This is a genomic window from Streptomyces sp. NPDC088350 (assembly GCF_044753545.1).
Classification (GTDB): Bacteria; Actinomycetota; Actinomycetes; order Streptomycetales; family Streptomycetaceae; genus Streptomyces.
Genome location: NZ_JBIVNL010000010.1, coordinates 90618 through 105313, shown reverse-complemented (window position 1 = coordinate 105313; position 14696 = coordinate 90618). Strand labels below are relative to the sequence as shown.

General features: G+C 70.6%; 10 protein-coding genes. 6 read left to right on the top strand and 4 right to left on the bottom strand.

Annotated elements, in window-relative coordinates; genetic code table 11:
- Nucleotides 1-123: 123 nt before the first annotated feature.
- Both ACIQBL_RS32815 and ACIQBL_RS32810 read left to right on the top strand, forming a co-directional pair.
- Nucleotides 124-708, top strand: coding sequence for a TetR/AcrR family transcriptional regulator (locus tag ACIQBL_RS32815; protein WP_401948124.1), 585 nt, complete (start codon nt 124-126; stop codon nt 706-708).
- Between the two features lie 71 nt (nt 709-779).
- Nucleotides 780-1556: an SDR family NAD(P)-dependent oxidoreductase gene (locus ACIQBL_RS32810; protein ID WP_401948121.1), complete on the top strand. Its 777-nt coding sequence runs from the start codon at nt 780-782 to the stop codon at nt 1554-1556.
- Nucleotides 1557-1575: 19 nt separating this feature from the next.
- On the opposite strand, the gene ACIQBL_RS32805 is transcribed toward ACIQBL_RS32810, so the two are convergent.
- Complete coding sequence (locus ACIQBL_RS32805; RefSeq protein ID WP_401948118.1) at nt 1576-2502, bottom strand: oxidoreductase; 927 nt, start codon at nt 2500-2502, stop codon at nt 1576-1578.
- Nucleotides 2503-2665: 163 nt separating this feature from the next.
- Here ACIQBL_RS32805 and ACIQBL_RS32800 point away from each other — a divergent pair, with 163 nt between their 5' ends.
- The gene (locus tag ACIQBL_RS32800; protein ID WP_401948116.1) at nt 2666-3142 is read left to right on the top strand and encodes an excalibur calcium-binding domain-containing protein; all 477 of its coding nucleotides are present in this window, start codon (nt 2666-2668) and stop codon (nt 3140-3142) included.
- A 129-nt stretch (nt 3143-3271) separates the two neighbouring features.
- Here ACIQBL_RS32800 and ppdK read toward each other — a convergent pair whose 3' ends face one another.
- Both ppdK and ACIQBL_RS32790 read right to left on the bottom strand, forming a co-directional pair.
- Complete coding sequence (gene ppdK, locus ACIQBL_RS32795; RefSeq protein ID WP_401948113.1) at nt 3272-5992, bottom strand: pyruvate, phosphate dikinase; 2721 nt, start codon at nt 5990-5992, stop codon at nt 3272-3274.
- A gap of 417 nt (nt 5993-6409) precedes the next feature.
- Nucleotides 6410-7612 carry an ROK family protein gene (locus ACIQBL_RS32790; RefSeq protein ID WP_401948110.1) on the bottom strand — a complete coding sequence of 401 codons (1203 nt, stop codon included), beginning with the start codon at nt 7610-7612 and terminating at the stop codon, nt 6410-6412.
- Between the two features lie 120 nt (nt 7613-7732).
- Here ACIQBL_RS32790 and ACIQBL_RS32785 point away from each other — a divergent pair, with 120 nt between their 5' ends.
- The 3 genes from ACIQBL_RS32785 to ACIQBL_RS32775 all read left to right on the top strand — a co-directional run bounded on the left by ACIQBL_RS32785 (nt 7733) and on the right by ACIQBL_RS32775 (nt 13382).
- The gene (locus ACIQBL_RS32785) at nt 7733-9178 is read left to right on the top strand and encodes an MGH1-like glycoside hydrolase domain-containing protein (RefSeq protein ID WP_401948108.1); all 1446 of its coding nucleotides are present in this window, start codon (nt 7733-7735) and stop codon (nt 9176-9178) included.
- A 60-nt stretch (nt 9179-9238) separates the two neighbouring features.
- The gene (locus tag ACIQBL_RS32780) at nt 9239-11176 is read left to right on the top strand and encodes a glycogen debranching N-terminal domain-containing protein (RefSeq protein ID WP_401948105.1); all 1938 of its coding nucleotides are present in this window, start codon (nt 9239-9241) and stop codon (nt 11174-11176) included.
- 145 nt (nt 11177-11321) lie between these two features.
- Nucleotides 11322-13382 carry a sulfatase-like hydrolase/transferase gene (locus ACIQBL_RS32775; RefSeq protein WP_401948102.1) on the top strand — a complete coding sequence of 687 codons (2061 nt, stop codon included), beginning with the start codon at nt 11322-11324 and terminating at the stop codon, nt 13380-13382.
- A 23-nt stretch (nt 13383-13405) separates the two neighbouring features.
- On the opposite strand, the gene dusB is transcribed toward ACIQBL_RS32775, so the two are convergent.
- On the bottom strand, nt 13406-14641 hold the full coding sequence (dusB, locus tag ACIQBL_RS32770) for a tRNA dihydrouridine synthase DusB (protein ID WP_401948099.1): 1236 nt from the start codon (nt 14639-14641) through the stop codon (nt 13406-13408).
- Nucleotides 14642-14696 lie beyond the last annotated feature (55 nt).

Here is a 14696-nt window from a genome sequence, read left to right as displayed (position 1 = left end):
AGGCATCACTCGTTCGAGCGACAGACATCCGGCCACGAAAGCACCGGGCCACGACTCCGCCGCTACTCGACCATGAAGAGAATTTCTTGACTGCTCGTTCTAGTTGGATCTAGTCTCCGCTTCATGGCCAGGACCAAGGAGTTCGACCCGGAGGCCGCGCTGCGGGCAGCCCTGGAGCTGTTCTGGCGGCGCGGTTACGAGGCGACGTCGATGTCCGACCTCGTCGAGCACCTCGGCATCGGGCGGGCCAGCATCTACGCGACCTTCGGCAACAAGCACGAGCTGTACCTGAAGGCGCTGGAGAGTTATGACCGGGCGGGACTCACCCCGATGGTCCGCGAGTTGTCCCAGCCGGGCCCCGCGCTGCCGCCCGTACGGGCGCTCGTACGGCGTTACGCGGCCGAGGCGGCGAACGAGCAACTCCGGGCGCTGGGCTGCCTGGTGACCAACACGGCGGCCGAACTCGCCCCGCACGACAGGGCCGCGACCCGGCTGGTCGAGCGCAACTGGGACCAGTTGGAGGCCGTGCTGCGCTCGGCGCTGGTGCGGGCCCAGGCGCAGGGCGAGTTGCCCGCCGACCGCGATCCGCTCGCCCTGGCGCGCATGCTGCTGGTGCTGACGCAGGGGCTGCGGGTGGTCGGCAGGGCGTCCGGGGATCCGGCGCGGGTGCGGGACGCGGCGGAGCAGGCGTTGACGTTGCTCGACTGAGACACCGCTCCGCTCAAAGCACTTTCTCGCGCCCTCATATTAAACCGATCGGTCAAGAAAGAGGCTCGCTCGTGAGTAGTCACCTCAGCAATCACTTCTCCGGCAGGACCGCCCTCGTCACCGGTGCCGGGTCCGGCATCGGGCGGGCGATCGCCCTCGCGTTCGCGGCGGAGGGGGCGAACGTCGTCGTCGCCGGGCGGCGACGCGAACCGCTCAGTGAGACCGTCGCCCTGATCGAGGCCGGGGGCGGGAAGGCCCTCGCGGTCAGCGCCGACGTGTCGAAGTCCGGCGACGCCCGCGCCCTGGTGCAGGCCGCCGTCGACCGGTACGGCTCGCTCGACGTGGCCGTCAACAACGCCGGGGTCTTCCGGGGCGGACGCCCCCTCGCCGACCTCACCGAGGAGGACTGGCGCACGCAGCTCGACATCAACGTCACCGGGGTCTTCCTCGCCCTCCGGGCCCAGATCCACCAGATGCGCACCCAGCCGACCGGCGGCGCGATCGTCAACGTGGCCTCCGTCTTCGGCGCGCACACCAGCAGCCCCGGAGCCGCCGCCTACGCCGCTTCCAAGGCCGCCGTCGCCGTACTCAGCAGGGGTGCCGCCGTGGACCACATCCGCGAGGGCGTCCGCATCAACGTGGTCAGCCCCGGCGCCACCGACACCCCGATGTCCCTGCGCGCCGGCGAGACGGAGGCCGACCGCGCCGAGCGCGTACGGGCCGCGCTCCCCCTGGGCCGTATCTCCGCCACGGCCGAAATCGCCGCCGCCGTCCTCTACTTGGCCTCGGACGACGCGGCGTCGGTGGTGGGCACGGACCTGGTGGTGGACAGCGGCGCGACTGCGTGAAGAGCGGTGACTCCGCCGCTCACGCCTTGAGTTGGTCGTACACCACTCCCGTCAACGCCTCCGAGGCCGCCCAAAGCCGTTGCCCCATCGCGTCGTTGCGGGTCCAGGGTGCTCGCCAGGACGGTGCCGGCGCCCCGCGCCACATCGCGAGTCGCGGGCCGTAGAAGGAGTCGGGGCGTACGTCCGGGGCGGTCGCCGCGTAGAGGGAGGGCAGCGCGCCGGCCTCCGCGGACTGGGCGAAGACCCGGTTGCCGAGTTCCATGAGCCGTTCCGCGCCCCGGCGCCCCTCCGCCTGCGGCCCGGCGGTCTGGAGGTTGGTGGCGGCGTACCCGGGATGGGCCGCCGTCGCGACCGCGCCCGAACCGGCCGCCGCGAGCCGCCGCGCCAGCTCGTGCGTGAAGAGGAGGTTGGCGGTCTTGGACCGGGAGTAGGCGGTCCAACGGCTGTATCCACGCTCGCTGTTGAGGTCGTCGATGTCGATGTTGGCGAGCGCGTGCATGAAGCTGGAGACGGTGACGATCCGCGCGTCGGGCGCGTCGAGCAGCGCGGGCATCAGCAGCCCGGTGAGCGCGAAGTGCCCCAGGTGGTTGACCCCGAACTGCGTCTCGAAGCCGTCCACCGTCGTGCCGTACGGCATCGCCATGACCCCGGCGTTGTTGACGAGCAGATCGAGCCGCTCGTACGGGAAGGTGGCCGCGAACTCCCGTACCGAGGCCAGGTCTCCGAGGTCGAGCCGCCCGAACTGGGCCTCGGCGCCCGGCACTTCGGCCACGATCCGGTCGGCGGCCTCGCTCCCCCGCACCTCGCTGCGGCAGGCGAGCACCACCCGGGCACCCTTGCGCGCCAGCTCCCGCGCGGTGACGTAGCCGATCCCGCTGTTGGCCCCGGTGACGACGGCGACCCGGCCGCGCTGGCCGGGGACGGCCTTCTCGTTCCAGCCGGACATGGGCGGGTCCCTCCGTGAGCGGGTGGAGTCCCAGCGTACGAGAGGCGGCACGGCGGCGCCCCGCTCACGCTGCGCGACACAACCATCACGAGATGGTCACTCCCCCTTCACGTTCCTCGCCGGGGCAATACGGTCCCTGTCTCACCAGACACAGGGGGACGAGATGACCCATCCGTACGCCACGCCACCCTTTCCGCAGCCCCAGCCACAGCCCCAGCCCGTCCGGCCCGCACCCCGGTGGGCCCGGAAGCGGTACGTGCTCCCCGCCCTCGCGCTGGCCTTCCTCATCGGCATAGGCGCCGGCGGCTCCGGCCAGGACACGAAGAAGGACACGGCAAGCGACGCGAAGCCCGCCGCCGCCAGTCCGCAGCCGACGACGACCGTCACGGCGACCGCGACGAAGACGGCCACCCCGGCGCCCGCGGCCACGGTGACCGCGACGAAGACCGTCAAGGTCACGAAGACGGTCACCGCCCAGGCCGCGGCGGGCAGCGGTTCCGGCGGCGGCTCCGACTCCGGCAGCGCGTACTACACCAACTGCACCGAGGCCCGCGCCGCCGGCGTCACGCCCCTCTACCGCGGCGACCCCGGCTACGACTCCCACCTCGACCGGGACGGGGACGGCGTCGCCTGCGAGTGAGGTGACGGCGGCGGAGAGGGGCGGCACCCCCGCACAGGGTCCCGCCCCTCTCCTCGTGATCCGGAACCGCCGCCCATCGGTTGAGGGTCGGGGACGGGCAACGGCTCCGGGGTCCAGGTGGCCGTACGCCTACCGGTGATCGCTCCCCTGCGCCACCGAAGCCGCCCGCCCCGCCTCAAGCCGCGCGACCGGGATCCGGAACGGCGAACACGACACGTAGTCCAGTCCGACCTCGTGGAAGAAGTGGACGGACTCGGGGTCGCCGCCGTGTTCGCCGCAGACGCCGAGCTTGAGGTCCGGGCGGGTCTCGCGGCCGGCCTTCGCGGCGAGCTCGACCAGGGAGCCGACGCCGTCGCGGTCGATCGTCTCGAAGGGGCTGACGCCGAAGATGCCCTTCTCCAGGTAGGCCGTGAAGAACGAGGCCTCCACATCGTCGCGGCTGAAGCCCCACACCGTCTGGGTGAGGTCGTTCGTGCCGAACGAGAAGAACTCCGCCGCCTCGGCGATCTGGCCCGCCGTCAGTGCGGCACGCGGGAGTTCGATCATCGTGCCGATCGACAGCTTCAGCGAGGTACCCGTCGCCGCCTCCACCTCGGCGATGACCTGATCGGCCTCCTCGCGCACGATCTCCAACTCCTGGACCGTGCCGACGAGCGGGATCATGATCTCGGCGCGCGGGTCGCCCTTCGCCGCCTTGCGTTCGGCCGCCGCCTCAGCGATCGCCCGTACCTGCATGGTGAACAGACCCGGGATGACCAGGCCCAACCGCACGCCCCTCAGGCCCAGCATCGGGTTCTGCTCGTGCAGACGGTGGACCGCCTGGAGGAGGCGCAGGTCGTTCTCGTGGGACTCCTGGCGGGACTCGGCCAAAGCCACCCGGACCGACAACTCCGTGATGTCCGGCAGGAATTCGTGCAGCGGCGGGTCCAACAGGCGGACGGTGACCGGGAGTCCGTCCATCGCCTTGAACAACTCGACGAAGTCGGCCTTCTGGAGCGGGAGAAGAGCCTTGAGGGACTCCTCGCGCTCCGTGTCCGTGTCGGCCAGGATCAGGCGTTCCACCAACTCCCGGCGGTCGCCCAGGAACATGTGCTCCGTACGGCACAGCCCGATGCCCTGCGCCCCGAAGCGGCGGGCGCGCAGCGCGTCCTCGGCGTTGTCGGCGTTGGCGCGTACCCGCAGCCTCCGTACCCGGTCGGCGTATCCGATGATCCGGTGCACGGCCTCGACCAGTTCGTCGGCGTCGTCCGCGCCCGCGTGCATGCGGCCCTCGAAGTACTCCACGACCGGGGACGGGACGACGGGGACCTCACCGAGGTACACCTTGCCGCTGGACCCGTCGATGGAGATGACGTCGCCCTCCTCCACCACATGTCCGCCCGGCACCGTCATCCGGCGCCGCTTGGTGTCGACCTCCAGCTCCTCGGCGCCGCAGACACAGGTCTTGCCCATGCCCCGCGCCACGACGGCCGCGTGGGACGTCTTGCCGCCGCGGGACGTCAGGATGCCCTCGGCCGCGATCATGCCGTCGAGGTCGTCGGGGTTGGTCTCCCGGCGGACCAGGATCACCTTCTCCCCCGAACGCGACCACTTCACCGCCGTGTACGAGTCGAAGACCGCCTTGCCGACGGCGGCACCCGGCGACGCCGCGATGCCCCGGCCGACCTGCTGGACCTTCGCGTCCTCGTCGAAGCGCGGGAACATCAGCTGCGCCAACTGCGCGCCGGTGACCCGCTGGAGGGCCTCCGCCTCGTCGATCAGACCCTGGTCGACGAGTTGGGTCGCGATACGGAAGGCCGCACCCGCCGTCCGCTTCCCCACCCGCGTCTGCAGCATCCACAACTGCCCGCGCTCGATGGTGAATTCGATGTCGCAGAGATCCTTGTAGTGGTTCTCCAGGGTCTTCATGATCTGCATGAGCTGGTCGTACGACGCCTTGTCGATCTGTTCCAACTCGGCGAGCGGGACCGTGTTCCGGATGCCCGCGACGACGTCCTCGCCCTGCGCGTTCTGCAAGTAGTCGCCGTAGACGCCCTGGTGGCCGCTGGCGGGGTCGCGGGTGAAGGCGACGCCGGTGCCCGAGTCGGGGCCGAGGTTGCCGAAGACCATCGAGCAGACGTTGACGGCGGTGCCGAGGTCGTGCGGGATGCGTTCCTGGCGGCGGTAGAGCTTGGCGCGGTCGGTGTTCCAGGAGTCGAAGACCGCATGGATGGCGAGGTCCATCTGCTCGCGCGGGTCCTGCGGGAAGTCGCGTCCCGCCTCGGTCTTGACGATCCGCTTGAAGCGGGTGACCAGCTTCTTCAGGTCGGCCGCGTCCAGCTCGGTGTCGACCGTGACCTTCTTGGTCTCCTTGGCCTTGTCGAGGGCCTCCTCGAAGAGGTCGCCGTCGACGCCGAGGACGGTCTTGCCGAACATCTGGATGAGGCGGCGGTAGGAGTCCCACGCGAAGCGCTCGTCGCCGGACTGCTGCGCCAGGCCCTGCACGGACTTGTCGGAGAGGCCGATGTTCAGGACGGTGTCCATCATGCCGGGCATGGAGAACTTCGCCCCGGAACGGACCGATACGAGGAGGGGGTTGTCGGCCTGCCCTAGCTGCTTGCCCATGGCCGCTTCGAGGGCGTCGAGGTGTGCACTCACCTCGTCACGCAGTGCCGCCGGCTCCTCGCCACTGTCGAGGTAGGTCTTGCACGCCTCGGTGGTGATGGTGAAGCCGGGTGGCACGGGGAGACCCAGGTTCGTCATCTCGGCGAGGTTCGCGCCCTTGCCGCCGAGGAGGTCCTTGAGGTCCTTGTTTCCCTCGGTGAAGTCGTAGACGAACTTCGCTGCGTGGGGTTCTTTGTTTTCCGACACGGGTCTCGACTCCTCGAGGACTCGACGGCTGCCCTGACGGCCAGGAACATACCCAGATCGAAGGCGTCTGGGTACGTCCACTTGCATGTCATGCGTCCGTAACCGGTCGTCCGCCAGCGGATCGAAAGTCAAGGCTCGGCAAGCGAACGCCGCCGGATGTTTTCACTTCTTGAATGCGGTGCCGCCCAGAGGCGGGAATTTACGCTCACATGAGCAGCTTGCGGCTCGCCTGTTTTCGATCGCTGAACGATCAAGGGGTGGCACGGAGTGCCACCCCTTGGAGAAGTGCAGCCGCGCAAGATCCGCTCACCTGAGCGCCACCCCTATCAAAGGTGGCGAGAATCACGCTTCCACACCGGGCCGGATTTCACCATACGGACGGCCGCCGACAACAGCATCCGGGCGGAAACGCGGACGTCACACGCCCAGCGCGAGCAGCCGTTCCTCGACCCGCTCCGGCGCGTACAGATACTCCACGACCAGCGCCCCCGCCCCCACCAGACCGGCCCGCTCGCCGAGCCGCGAGGTCAGGACGTGCAGATGAGCGGTGGAGCGCGGCAGCGCCCGCTGGTACAGCAGCTCGCGTACGCCCGTGAGGAAGGACGTGCCCGCCAGGTCTCCCGCGATCATCAGCACCCCGGGGTTGAGCAGCGTCACCACGGTCGCCAGGACGTCCCCGACCTGCCGTCCCGCCTCGCGGGCGAACGCCGCCGCTCCCGGATGCCCCGACGCCAGCAGGTCCCGCACGTCCGAGCCGGACGCCGCCGGCACCCCGGTCTCGGCCAGCCGCCGCGCCACGGCGCCACCGCTCGCCACGGCGGCGAGACAACCGTAGGACCCGCAACGGCACAGCGCCTGCGCGCCCGCCGGGATCCGGATGTGGCCGATGTCGCCGGCGCCGCCGTCGATCCCCCGGAAGATGGAACCGCCCACGACGACCCCGGCGCCGATGCCCGTCGACACCTTGACCAGGACGAAGGCCGAGCAGTCGGGGTGTCCGGTGCGCTGTTCGCCGTAGGCCATGAGGTTGGCGTCGTTGTCGACCAGGACCGGCACCCGGGGGGCGCCGGTGTGTTCGGTGAAGGCGCGGGCCAGGCGGCCTCTTATGTCGTAGCCGTCCCAGCCGGGCATCATCGGCGGCTGGACGACGCGGCCGGTCTCGCTGTCGACGGGCCCCGGGACCGCGAGACCGATGCCGCAGACCTCGGACGGCCGGTGTCCCGCCTTCTCCAGCAACTCGGCGAACCAGCGGCCGAGTTCGCCCAGTACGGCGTCCGGGCCGTCCTCGACGACCAGCGTGCCGCCGTGCTCGGCGAGGATCTCGCCGGTGAGGGAGAGGACGCACGCGCGCGCGTGGCGGGTGTCCAGGTCCGCCGCGAGGACTACGGCATGGGCGTCGTCGAATTCCAGGGTGATCGAGGGGCGTCCGCCCAGCGGGGAGTCCACCGGACCGCCCGCGCCCTCGCGCAGCCAGCCCGCGCGGAAGAGCCGGTCCAGGCGCTGGCCGACGGTCGCGCGGGAGAGGCCCGTCACCTGTTGGAGGGCGCCGCGGGTCGTGGCGCGCCCGGTGCGCACCAGTTCGAGCAGATCGCCGGCGCTCGCTTGACCTCGTCCAGTCATGCGCACCCCCTTGTGTTTCTCAACCCTGCATTACATATTGAGTTTTGCGTGTTAAATAGACGTAACCCTACGGTAGCCATGACCGAACCGGTCGGCACGACGTGTTTCGTGGAGTCCCGAGTGGATCGCACTGCCCAGCTCACAGCCCTCCCCGTGGAGCGGACCTTCGTATACGGTCCGCCGCCGTTGTCAGGTTCGCTGCACCTCAGGGCGGCTGCCGTACTGGAAGAGAACTGGACGGGAACCTCAACGGTCCCCTCCCGTGGCCTGTACCCGCACCAGTGGTCCTGGGACTCCGGGTTCATCGCGATCGGTCTGCGGCACCTGTCGCCGCTGCGGGCGCAGACGGAGCTGGAAACGCTGCTCGCCGCCCAGTGGGGCGACGGACGTATCCCGCACATCGTCTTCAACCCCTCCGTACCTCTCGACGCGTACTTCCCGAGCCCCGACTTCTGGCGCTCCTCGACCGCGGGGCGCGCTGCGGGCGCCCCGCGCACCGTACAGACCTCGGGCATCGTGCAGCCACCGGTGCACGCGCTCGCGGCCTGGCTGGTGCACTGCGCCGACCCGGGCCTCTCCCGCGCGCGGGGCTTCCTCTCCGGTGTGTATCCCCGGCTGGCCGCCTGGCACCGCTATCTGCTGCACCGGCGGGACCTCGGCGGGGGCGGGCTCGCGTCCGTCGTGCACCCCTGGGAACAGGGTATGGACAACAGCCCTTGCTGGGACGCCCCCCTCTCGCGCGTGACCCCTGCCCCGGCCCGTTCCTTCCGCCGCGCCGACCTCGACCACGGAGCTGCCGAGGACCGGCCCACGGATCTCGACTACGGCCGTTACGTACGCCTCGCGACGGACTACCGGGACGGTGAATACAGGGATGGGCTGGGCGGGAGATACGGGGCCGGGGCAAGCGAGTTCGCGGTGGAGGACCCTTCCTTCAACGCCCTGCTCATCGCCTCCGAGCACGCACTCGCCCGTATCGCCCGGGAGTTGGGCGCGACCGGCACGGCCCGGCACGCACGCGCGGAGCGGCTGACGGGGGTGCTGATCGAGCGGCTGTGGGACCCGGCGGAGGGGATGTTCTTCTGCCGTGACGTCAGGGGTGGGGGTCTCGTTCCCGAGCGCAGTGTCTCCGGGCTCATCCCGCTCCTCCTCCCCGACCTGCCCCGGGACATCACCGACGCCCTCGTCCGTACGGCGTCCGGCCCGCACTTCGGCCTCGGCGACAGCACCGAACTCCCGCCCAGCTACGACCTGTTGGGCGAGGCCTTCGACCCGCACCGGTACTGGCGCGGGCCGGCCTGGTTCAACACGAGCTGGCTGCTGGAGCGGGGCCTGCGGCTGCACGGCGAGCAGGCGCGCGCGGACGCCCTGCGCGAGGCGGTCCTGGCGACCGCCGACGCCACCGACTTCGCCGAGTACGTCGACCCGTACGACGGCGAGGCGTGCGGCGCGACCGGCTTCAGCTGGACCGCCGCACTGACCCTCGATCTGCTTCACGAGCCCCCCGGGCACGGCGTGTCCGGCGCGGACCTCGGCACGTTCGACATGAGTGACACACGTGACTGACACGGACGTCAGTGACACAGAAGTCAAGGTCGCCAAGACAGTCAAGGGAGGGGACCGGGGATGACGGACCGGCATCATCTGCTCGTGCACGGCGGGACGTTCGCAGCCGTGGGCGACGGCGGGGACATCAGCGGCGTACGGGGCGGCAGTTCCCCGGACGGGTTATTCGTACGGGACGCCCGGCACCTGAGCCGTTGGCAGTTGACGGTCGACGGCGCGGTGCCGGAGGCACTCACGCCGGTGGCCGACGGGGACATGGCGCGCTGTGTCCTGGTCCCGCGCGGTGGCCGCCAGGAGCCGCCCGCGCACACGCTCTTCCGCGAACAGGCCGTCGGTGACGGCGCGTTCATCGAGTCGCTGAAGGTGACCAGCAACCGTCCGGTGCCGACGACGGTCCGGCTCGCGGTCACCGCGGACGCCGACTTCACGGACCAGTTCGAACTGCGCTCCGACTACCGCACCTACACGAAGACCGGCGCCACCCGTTCCCGCCAAGTCCTCGACGACGGCGTGGAGTTCGCCTACCAGCGCGGCGAATGGCGCTCCTGTACGACGGTCACGGCCGAACCGGCCCCCGACGGCGTCGAGGAGACCGGCACCGGCGCCCGCCGCCTCGTATGGACCCTGGACCTGGAACCGCACGGCACCGCCGAGTTGGCGCTGCGCGTGATGGCCCGCCCGCACGGCGACAAGCGCGCGCTGCGGGTACCGCGCTCACCGGCCGCCCTGAACGAGCAACTCCTCGCGCTGGAGGGCGAGTACGTCCAGGGCGTCGCCTTCCCCACCGGCTGGCCGGAGTTGGCCGCGGCCTGCGCCCGGGGCCTGTCGGACCTGGCCTCGCTCCAGGTACCGGCGACGGGCCCCGACGGCGAGGAGCTGCGCGTACCGGCGGCGGGCGCACCGTGGTTCCTGACCCTGCTGGGCAGAGACGCGCTCCTCACGTCACTCTTCGCCCTCCCCTACCGCCCCCAACTCGCCGCCGCCACACTCCCGGCACTCGCCGCGACCCAGGCGACGGCCGTGGGCCCGGAGTCGGTCTCCCAGCCCGGCAAGATCGTGCACGAGGTGCGGCACGGCGAGTTGGCGCACTTCGGGCAGGTGCCGTACGGGCGTTACTACGGCTCGGTCGACGCGACCCCGCTGTTCCTCGTGCTGCTGGGCGCGTACGTGGAGCAGACCGGCGACACGGCACTCGCCCGCCGCCTGGAGCCCAACGCCCGTGCCGCCATTGGCTGGATGCTGGACCACGGCGGCCTGACCTCGCGCGGCTACCTGGTGTACCGCGCCGACCAGGGCGGCCTCGCCAACCAGAACTGGAAGGACTCCCCCGGCTCCATCTGCGGCGCCGACGGCAACCGGGCGAGCGGCCCGGTGATGGCGGCGGGGGCGCAGGGGTACGCGTACGACGCGCTGCGCCGCACGGCGTGGGTCGCGCGGACGGTGTGGGAGGACGAGACCTACGCGGCCCTCCTGGAACAGGCCGCGTCCGACCTGCGGGACCGTTTCCAGCGGGACTTCTGGATGCGGGACCAGTCCTTCCCGGCGCTGGCCCTGGACGGCGAGGGCCGCCAGGTCGACGCGCTGGCGTCGGACGCGGGCCACCTCCTCTGGTCCGGCCTCCTGGACAAGGAGTACGGCGAGCTGGTCGGCCGCAGGCTCCTGGCCCCGGACTTCTTCTCGGGCTGGGGCGTCCGCACCCTCGCCTCCGGACAGGCCGCGTACCACCCCCTCTCGTACCACCGGGGTTCGGTCTGGCCGCACGACAACGCGCTGATCACGCTGGGTCTGGCCCGCTACGGCCTGCACGACGAGGCCCGTACGGTCGCCCACGCGCTGGTCGACGCGGCGACGGCGACCGGCCACCGCCTCCCGGAGGTCCTCGCGGGCTACGGCCGCGACACCCACCCGGAGCCGGTCCCGTACCCGCACGCGTGCGTGCGGGAGTCCCGTTCGGCGGCGGCTCCCTTGGCGCTGCTCACGGCGGTCGGGGGCGCGTGACACAACGGTGATAAGGCGTTTGCCGGGTGTTTGCCCAGTTCCGTGAACAGGGGCCTGAGGCAACTCGTACGGAATGACGGCGGTCCAGCCTCCCCAGTTCGGACCGCCTCTCCGATCGCGGGCCTCGCATGGAAGGACCTTCGGGTTGCCTCAGCACACGAGCACACGCCAGACACCGAACACGGCCGGGGCAGCCGGCAGCTCCGCCGAGTCCGAGGCCAACTCCGGGGTTGACGCGGGGAGTTCCGCGATCGACGGGGCCGAGGAGTCCGTAGAGGTCCCGGAGAAGGCTCCGGCGGAAGCCGCGCCCGGTCCCGCCCACGACACCGCGGCCGATGCCACGGACGCCCCGGCCGCCGAGGCCGGGCAGGCCGAGCCCGAGGGGACCGTGGAAACCCTGCCGCAGGCCCCCGCGGAGGCCGAGCCCGAGACCGCCCCGGCGGCCGAAGCCGAAGCCCCGGACTCCCAAGCCTCCGGCGACGCGGAGACCGATCCCACCGCCCCCAGCGCCCGGAGCAGTCGCCTCGGGCTGCGGCGGCGCATACAGGGCCTGCGGGAGAAGCGTCCCGTCGCCGCCCGGGTTCTCTCCTGGACCCTCACCTTCCTCGCCGCCGCCCTCGTCCACGTCTGTCTGCAGATGCCGACGACGTTGAACAGTCTGAAGCCGACCGAGTTCATGCGGCTGCCGGCGGAGGCGATCATGGGGGCCGTCGTGCTGATCAGCCTGCCGCGGCGGCCTCGGATCGTGCTGGCGGCCGTGTTCGGCGCGCTCGCCGCCGTCGTGGCGATCCTGAACATGCTCGACATGGGGTTCAACGAATACCTGGGCCGGGGCTTCAACGTCATCCTGGACTGGAGCCTGTTCGGCGACGCCCAGAGCTATCTCAAGGACACCCTGGGCGGACCGGCCACCGACGGCATCACCATCGGCCTGATCCTCTTCGTGCTGCTGCTGATCATCCTGGTCGCACTGGCCACCGTCCGGCTCGGCAACCTGCTCGCCGCGCACAAGGCCGAGGCGTCCCGGGGCACGCTGATCGCCGGCACGGTCTGGATCACCTGCTCGGCGTTCGGCCTCCAGCTCTCCGGTGTGCCGCTCGCCGCCGACCATGCCGCCGCCGTCGTCAAGCTCCGGACCGTGGCGATCCGCAACACCCTGCGCGACGAGGCGGAGTTCAAGAAGGTCGCCAAGGTCGACGCCTTCGGCAACACCCCGGGCAGCCAGCTCGTCCCGGACCTGCGCGGCAAGGACATGATCTTCACCTTCATCGAGAGCTACGGCCGTAGCGCGATCGAGGACCCGATCATGGCGCCCGGTGTCGACGCGACCCTGGCCGCCGACACCAAGGCCCTGTCGAAGGCGGGCTTCGCCGCGAAGAGCGGCTGGCTGACCTCGGCGACGTACGGCGGCAGCAGCTGGCTCGGCCACTCCACCACGATGTCGGGCCTGTGGGTCAGCAACCAGCAGCGCTACCGCACGGTGATGGCCAGCGACCACCTGAGCCTGACCGACGCCTTCAAGAAGACCGGCGACTACGACACCGTCGGCGTGATGCCGGGCATTCAGAAGGGCTGGCCGGAGCAGAGCTTCTACGGCCTCGACAAGGTCTACAACGCCTTCCAACTGGGCTACAAGGGACCGAAGTTCAGCTGGTCGACGATGCCCGACCAGTACGCGCTCGAACAGTTCCAGAAGCAGGTGCACAGCAAGGCGCGCAGCGACGGCAAGTCACTGATGTCGATGATCATCCTGACGTCGAGCCACCAGCCCTGGGCGCCGATCCCGAAGCTCGTCCCCTGGGACCAGCTGGGCAACGGTTCGATCTTCGACGCGATCCAGAAGGCCGGCAACAAGGCGTCCGACGTCATCGCCGACAGCACCAAGTCCCGCCAGGAGTACGGCAAGTCGATCCAGTACTCGGTGAACTCCCTCACCCAGTGGCTGGAGCGCTACGGCAACGACAACACCGTGCTCGTCTTCCTCGGCGACCACCAGCCGATCGCCCGCGTCAGCGGCAACCACGCCAGCCGTGACGTACCGATCTCGATCGTCGCCAAGGACCCCAAGATCCTTGCGAAGATCGACAGTTGGAACTGGACGGACGGCCTGCGCCCCGCGCACGACGCCCCGGTGTGGAAGATGAGCGCGTTCCGCGACAAGTTCCTCACGGCGTACGGCTCGACGCCCCACCCGAAGAAGAACTGAACACCCGCCGATCCGAAGGGAGTTCAGCCTCCGGACGTGTCCAGTTCCGCGTCCTCGCCGATCCCCGCGCAGTCGTACGGGTCCTTCAGCCAGCCGTCGGGCAGCACCACCCTGTTGTTGCCCGACGTACGGCCGCGGGGCCCGTCGGCGCCTGTGGGCCAGGGCTGGTCGAGGTCCAACTCGTCGAGACCGGACCGGAGTTCGTCCAGCGAGGACGTGATGGCGAGGCGCTTGCGCATCTCGCTGCCGACCGCGAAGCCCTTCAGGTACCAGGCGACGTGCTTGCGGAAGTCGATGACCCCGCGCGCCTCGTCGCCGATCCACTCCCCGAGCAGCGTCGCGTGCCGCACCATGACGTCGGCGACCTCGCGCAACGACGGCTCCAGACCGCATCCGTCAGCGCCTCCGGCACGGCCCTGTTCACGCCCCTCGAAGGCCGCCACGAGGTCCGCGAACAGCCACGGCCGCCCCAGGCACCCGCGTCCGACCACGACCCCGTCGCACCCGGTCTCGCGCACCATCCGCACCGCGTCCCGGGCCGACCAGATGTCGCCGTTGCCGAGTACGGGGATCTCCGGCACATGCTCCTTCAGCCGGGCGATCGCGTCCCAGTCGGCGGTGCCGCCGTAGTGCTGGGCGGCGGTGCGGCCGTGCAGGGCGATGGCCGTGACGCCCTCCTCGACGGCGATGCGGCCGGCGTCGAGGAAGGTGATGTGGTCGTCGTCGATGCCCTTGCGCATCTTCATGGTGACGGGCAGGTCCCCGGCCCCGCTGACGGCCTCCTTCAGGATCGCCCGCAGCAGGTTCCGCTTGTAGGGCAGCGCGGAGCCGCCGCCCTTGCGGGTGACCTTCGGTACGGGGCAGCCGAAGTTGAGGTCGATGTGGTCGGCGAGGCCCTCCTCCGCGATCATGCGGACGGCCTTGCCGACGGTCGCCGGGTCCACGCCGTACAGCTGGATCGAGCGCGGCTTCTCGGTCGCGTCGAAGTGGACCAGCTGCATGGTCTTCTCATTGCGCTCGACCAGCGCCCGCGTCGTGATCATCTCGCTGACGAACAGGCCCTTACCGGCACTGGCTGCATCCTTTGATTCTCCTCCGGCGAATGCTTCGCCTTCGGCGAAGGACCTGCACAGGGTGCGGAACGGCGCGTTGGTGATCCCGGCCATGGGGGCCAGGACGACGGGCGGCGAGACGGTGTGCGGGCCGATCCGCAGGGGCGACACGGCCGGGGGCGCGGGCAGGGACACGGGCGTGGACATTGCTCCATTGTCCCGCACGGCGAACGGTGCCGGATCCGAAGATCGTGCACCAGTC

What these genes read in the sequence shown, in the direction of transcription:
- ACIQBL_RS32805 (WP_401948118.1), bottom strand. Translation starts at nt 2,502, where the DNA reads ATGTCCGGCTGGAACGAGAAGGCCGTCCCCGGCCAGCGCGGCCGGGTC.
- ACIQBL_RS32780 (WP_401948105.1), top strand. Translation starts at nt 9,239, where the DNA reads ATGACGGACCGGCATCATCTGCTCGTGCACGGCGGGACGTTCGCAGCC.
- ACIQBL_RS32815 (WP_401948124.1), top strand. Translation starts at nt 124, where the DNA reads ATGGCCAGGACCAAGGAGTTCGACCCGGAGGCCGCGCTGCGGGCAGCC.
- ACIQBL_RS32790 (WP_401948110.1), bottom strand. Translation starts at nt 7,612, where the DNA reads ATGACTGGACGAGGTCAAGCGAGCGCCGGCGATCTGCTCGAACTGGTG.
- dusB (WP_401948099.1), bottom strand. Translation starts at nt 14,641, where the DNA reads ATGTCCACGCCCGTGTCCCTGCCCGCGCCCCCGGCCGTGTCGCCCCTG.
- ACIQBL_RS32800 (WP_401948116.1), top strand. Translation starts at nt 2,666, where the DNA reads ATGACCCATCCGTACGCCACGCCACCCTTTCCGCAGCCCCAGCCACAG.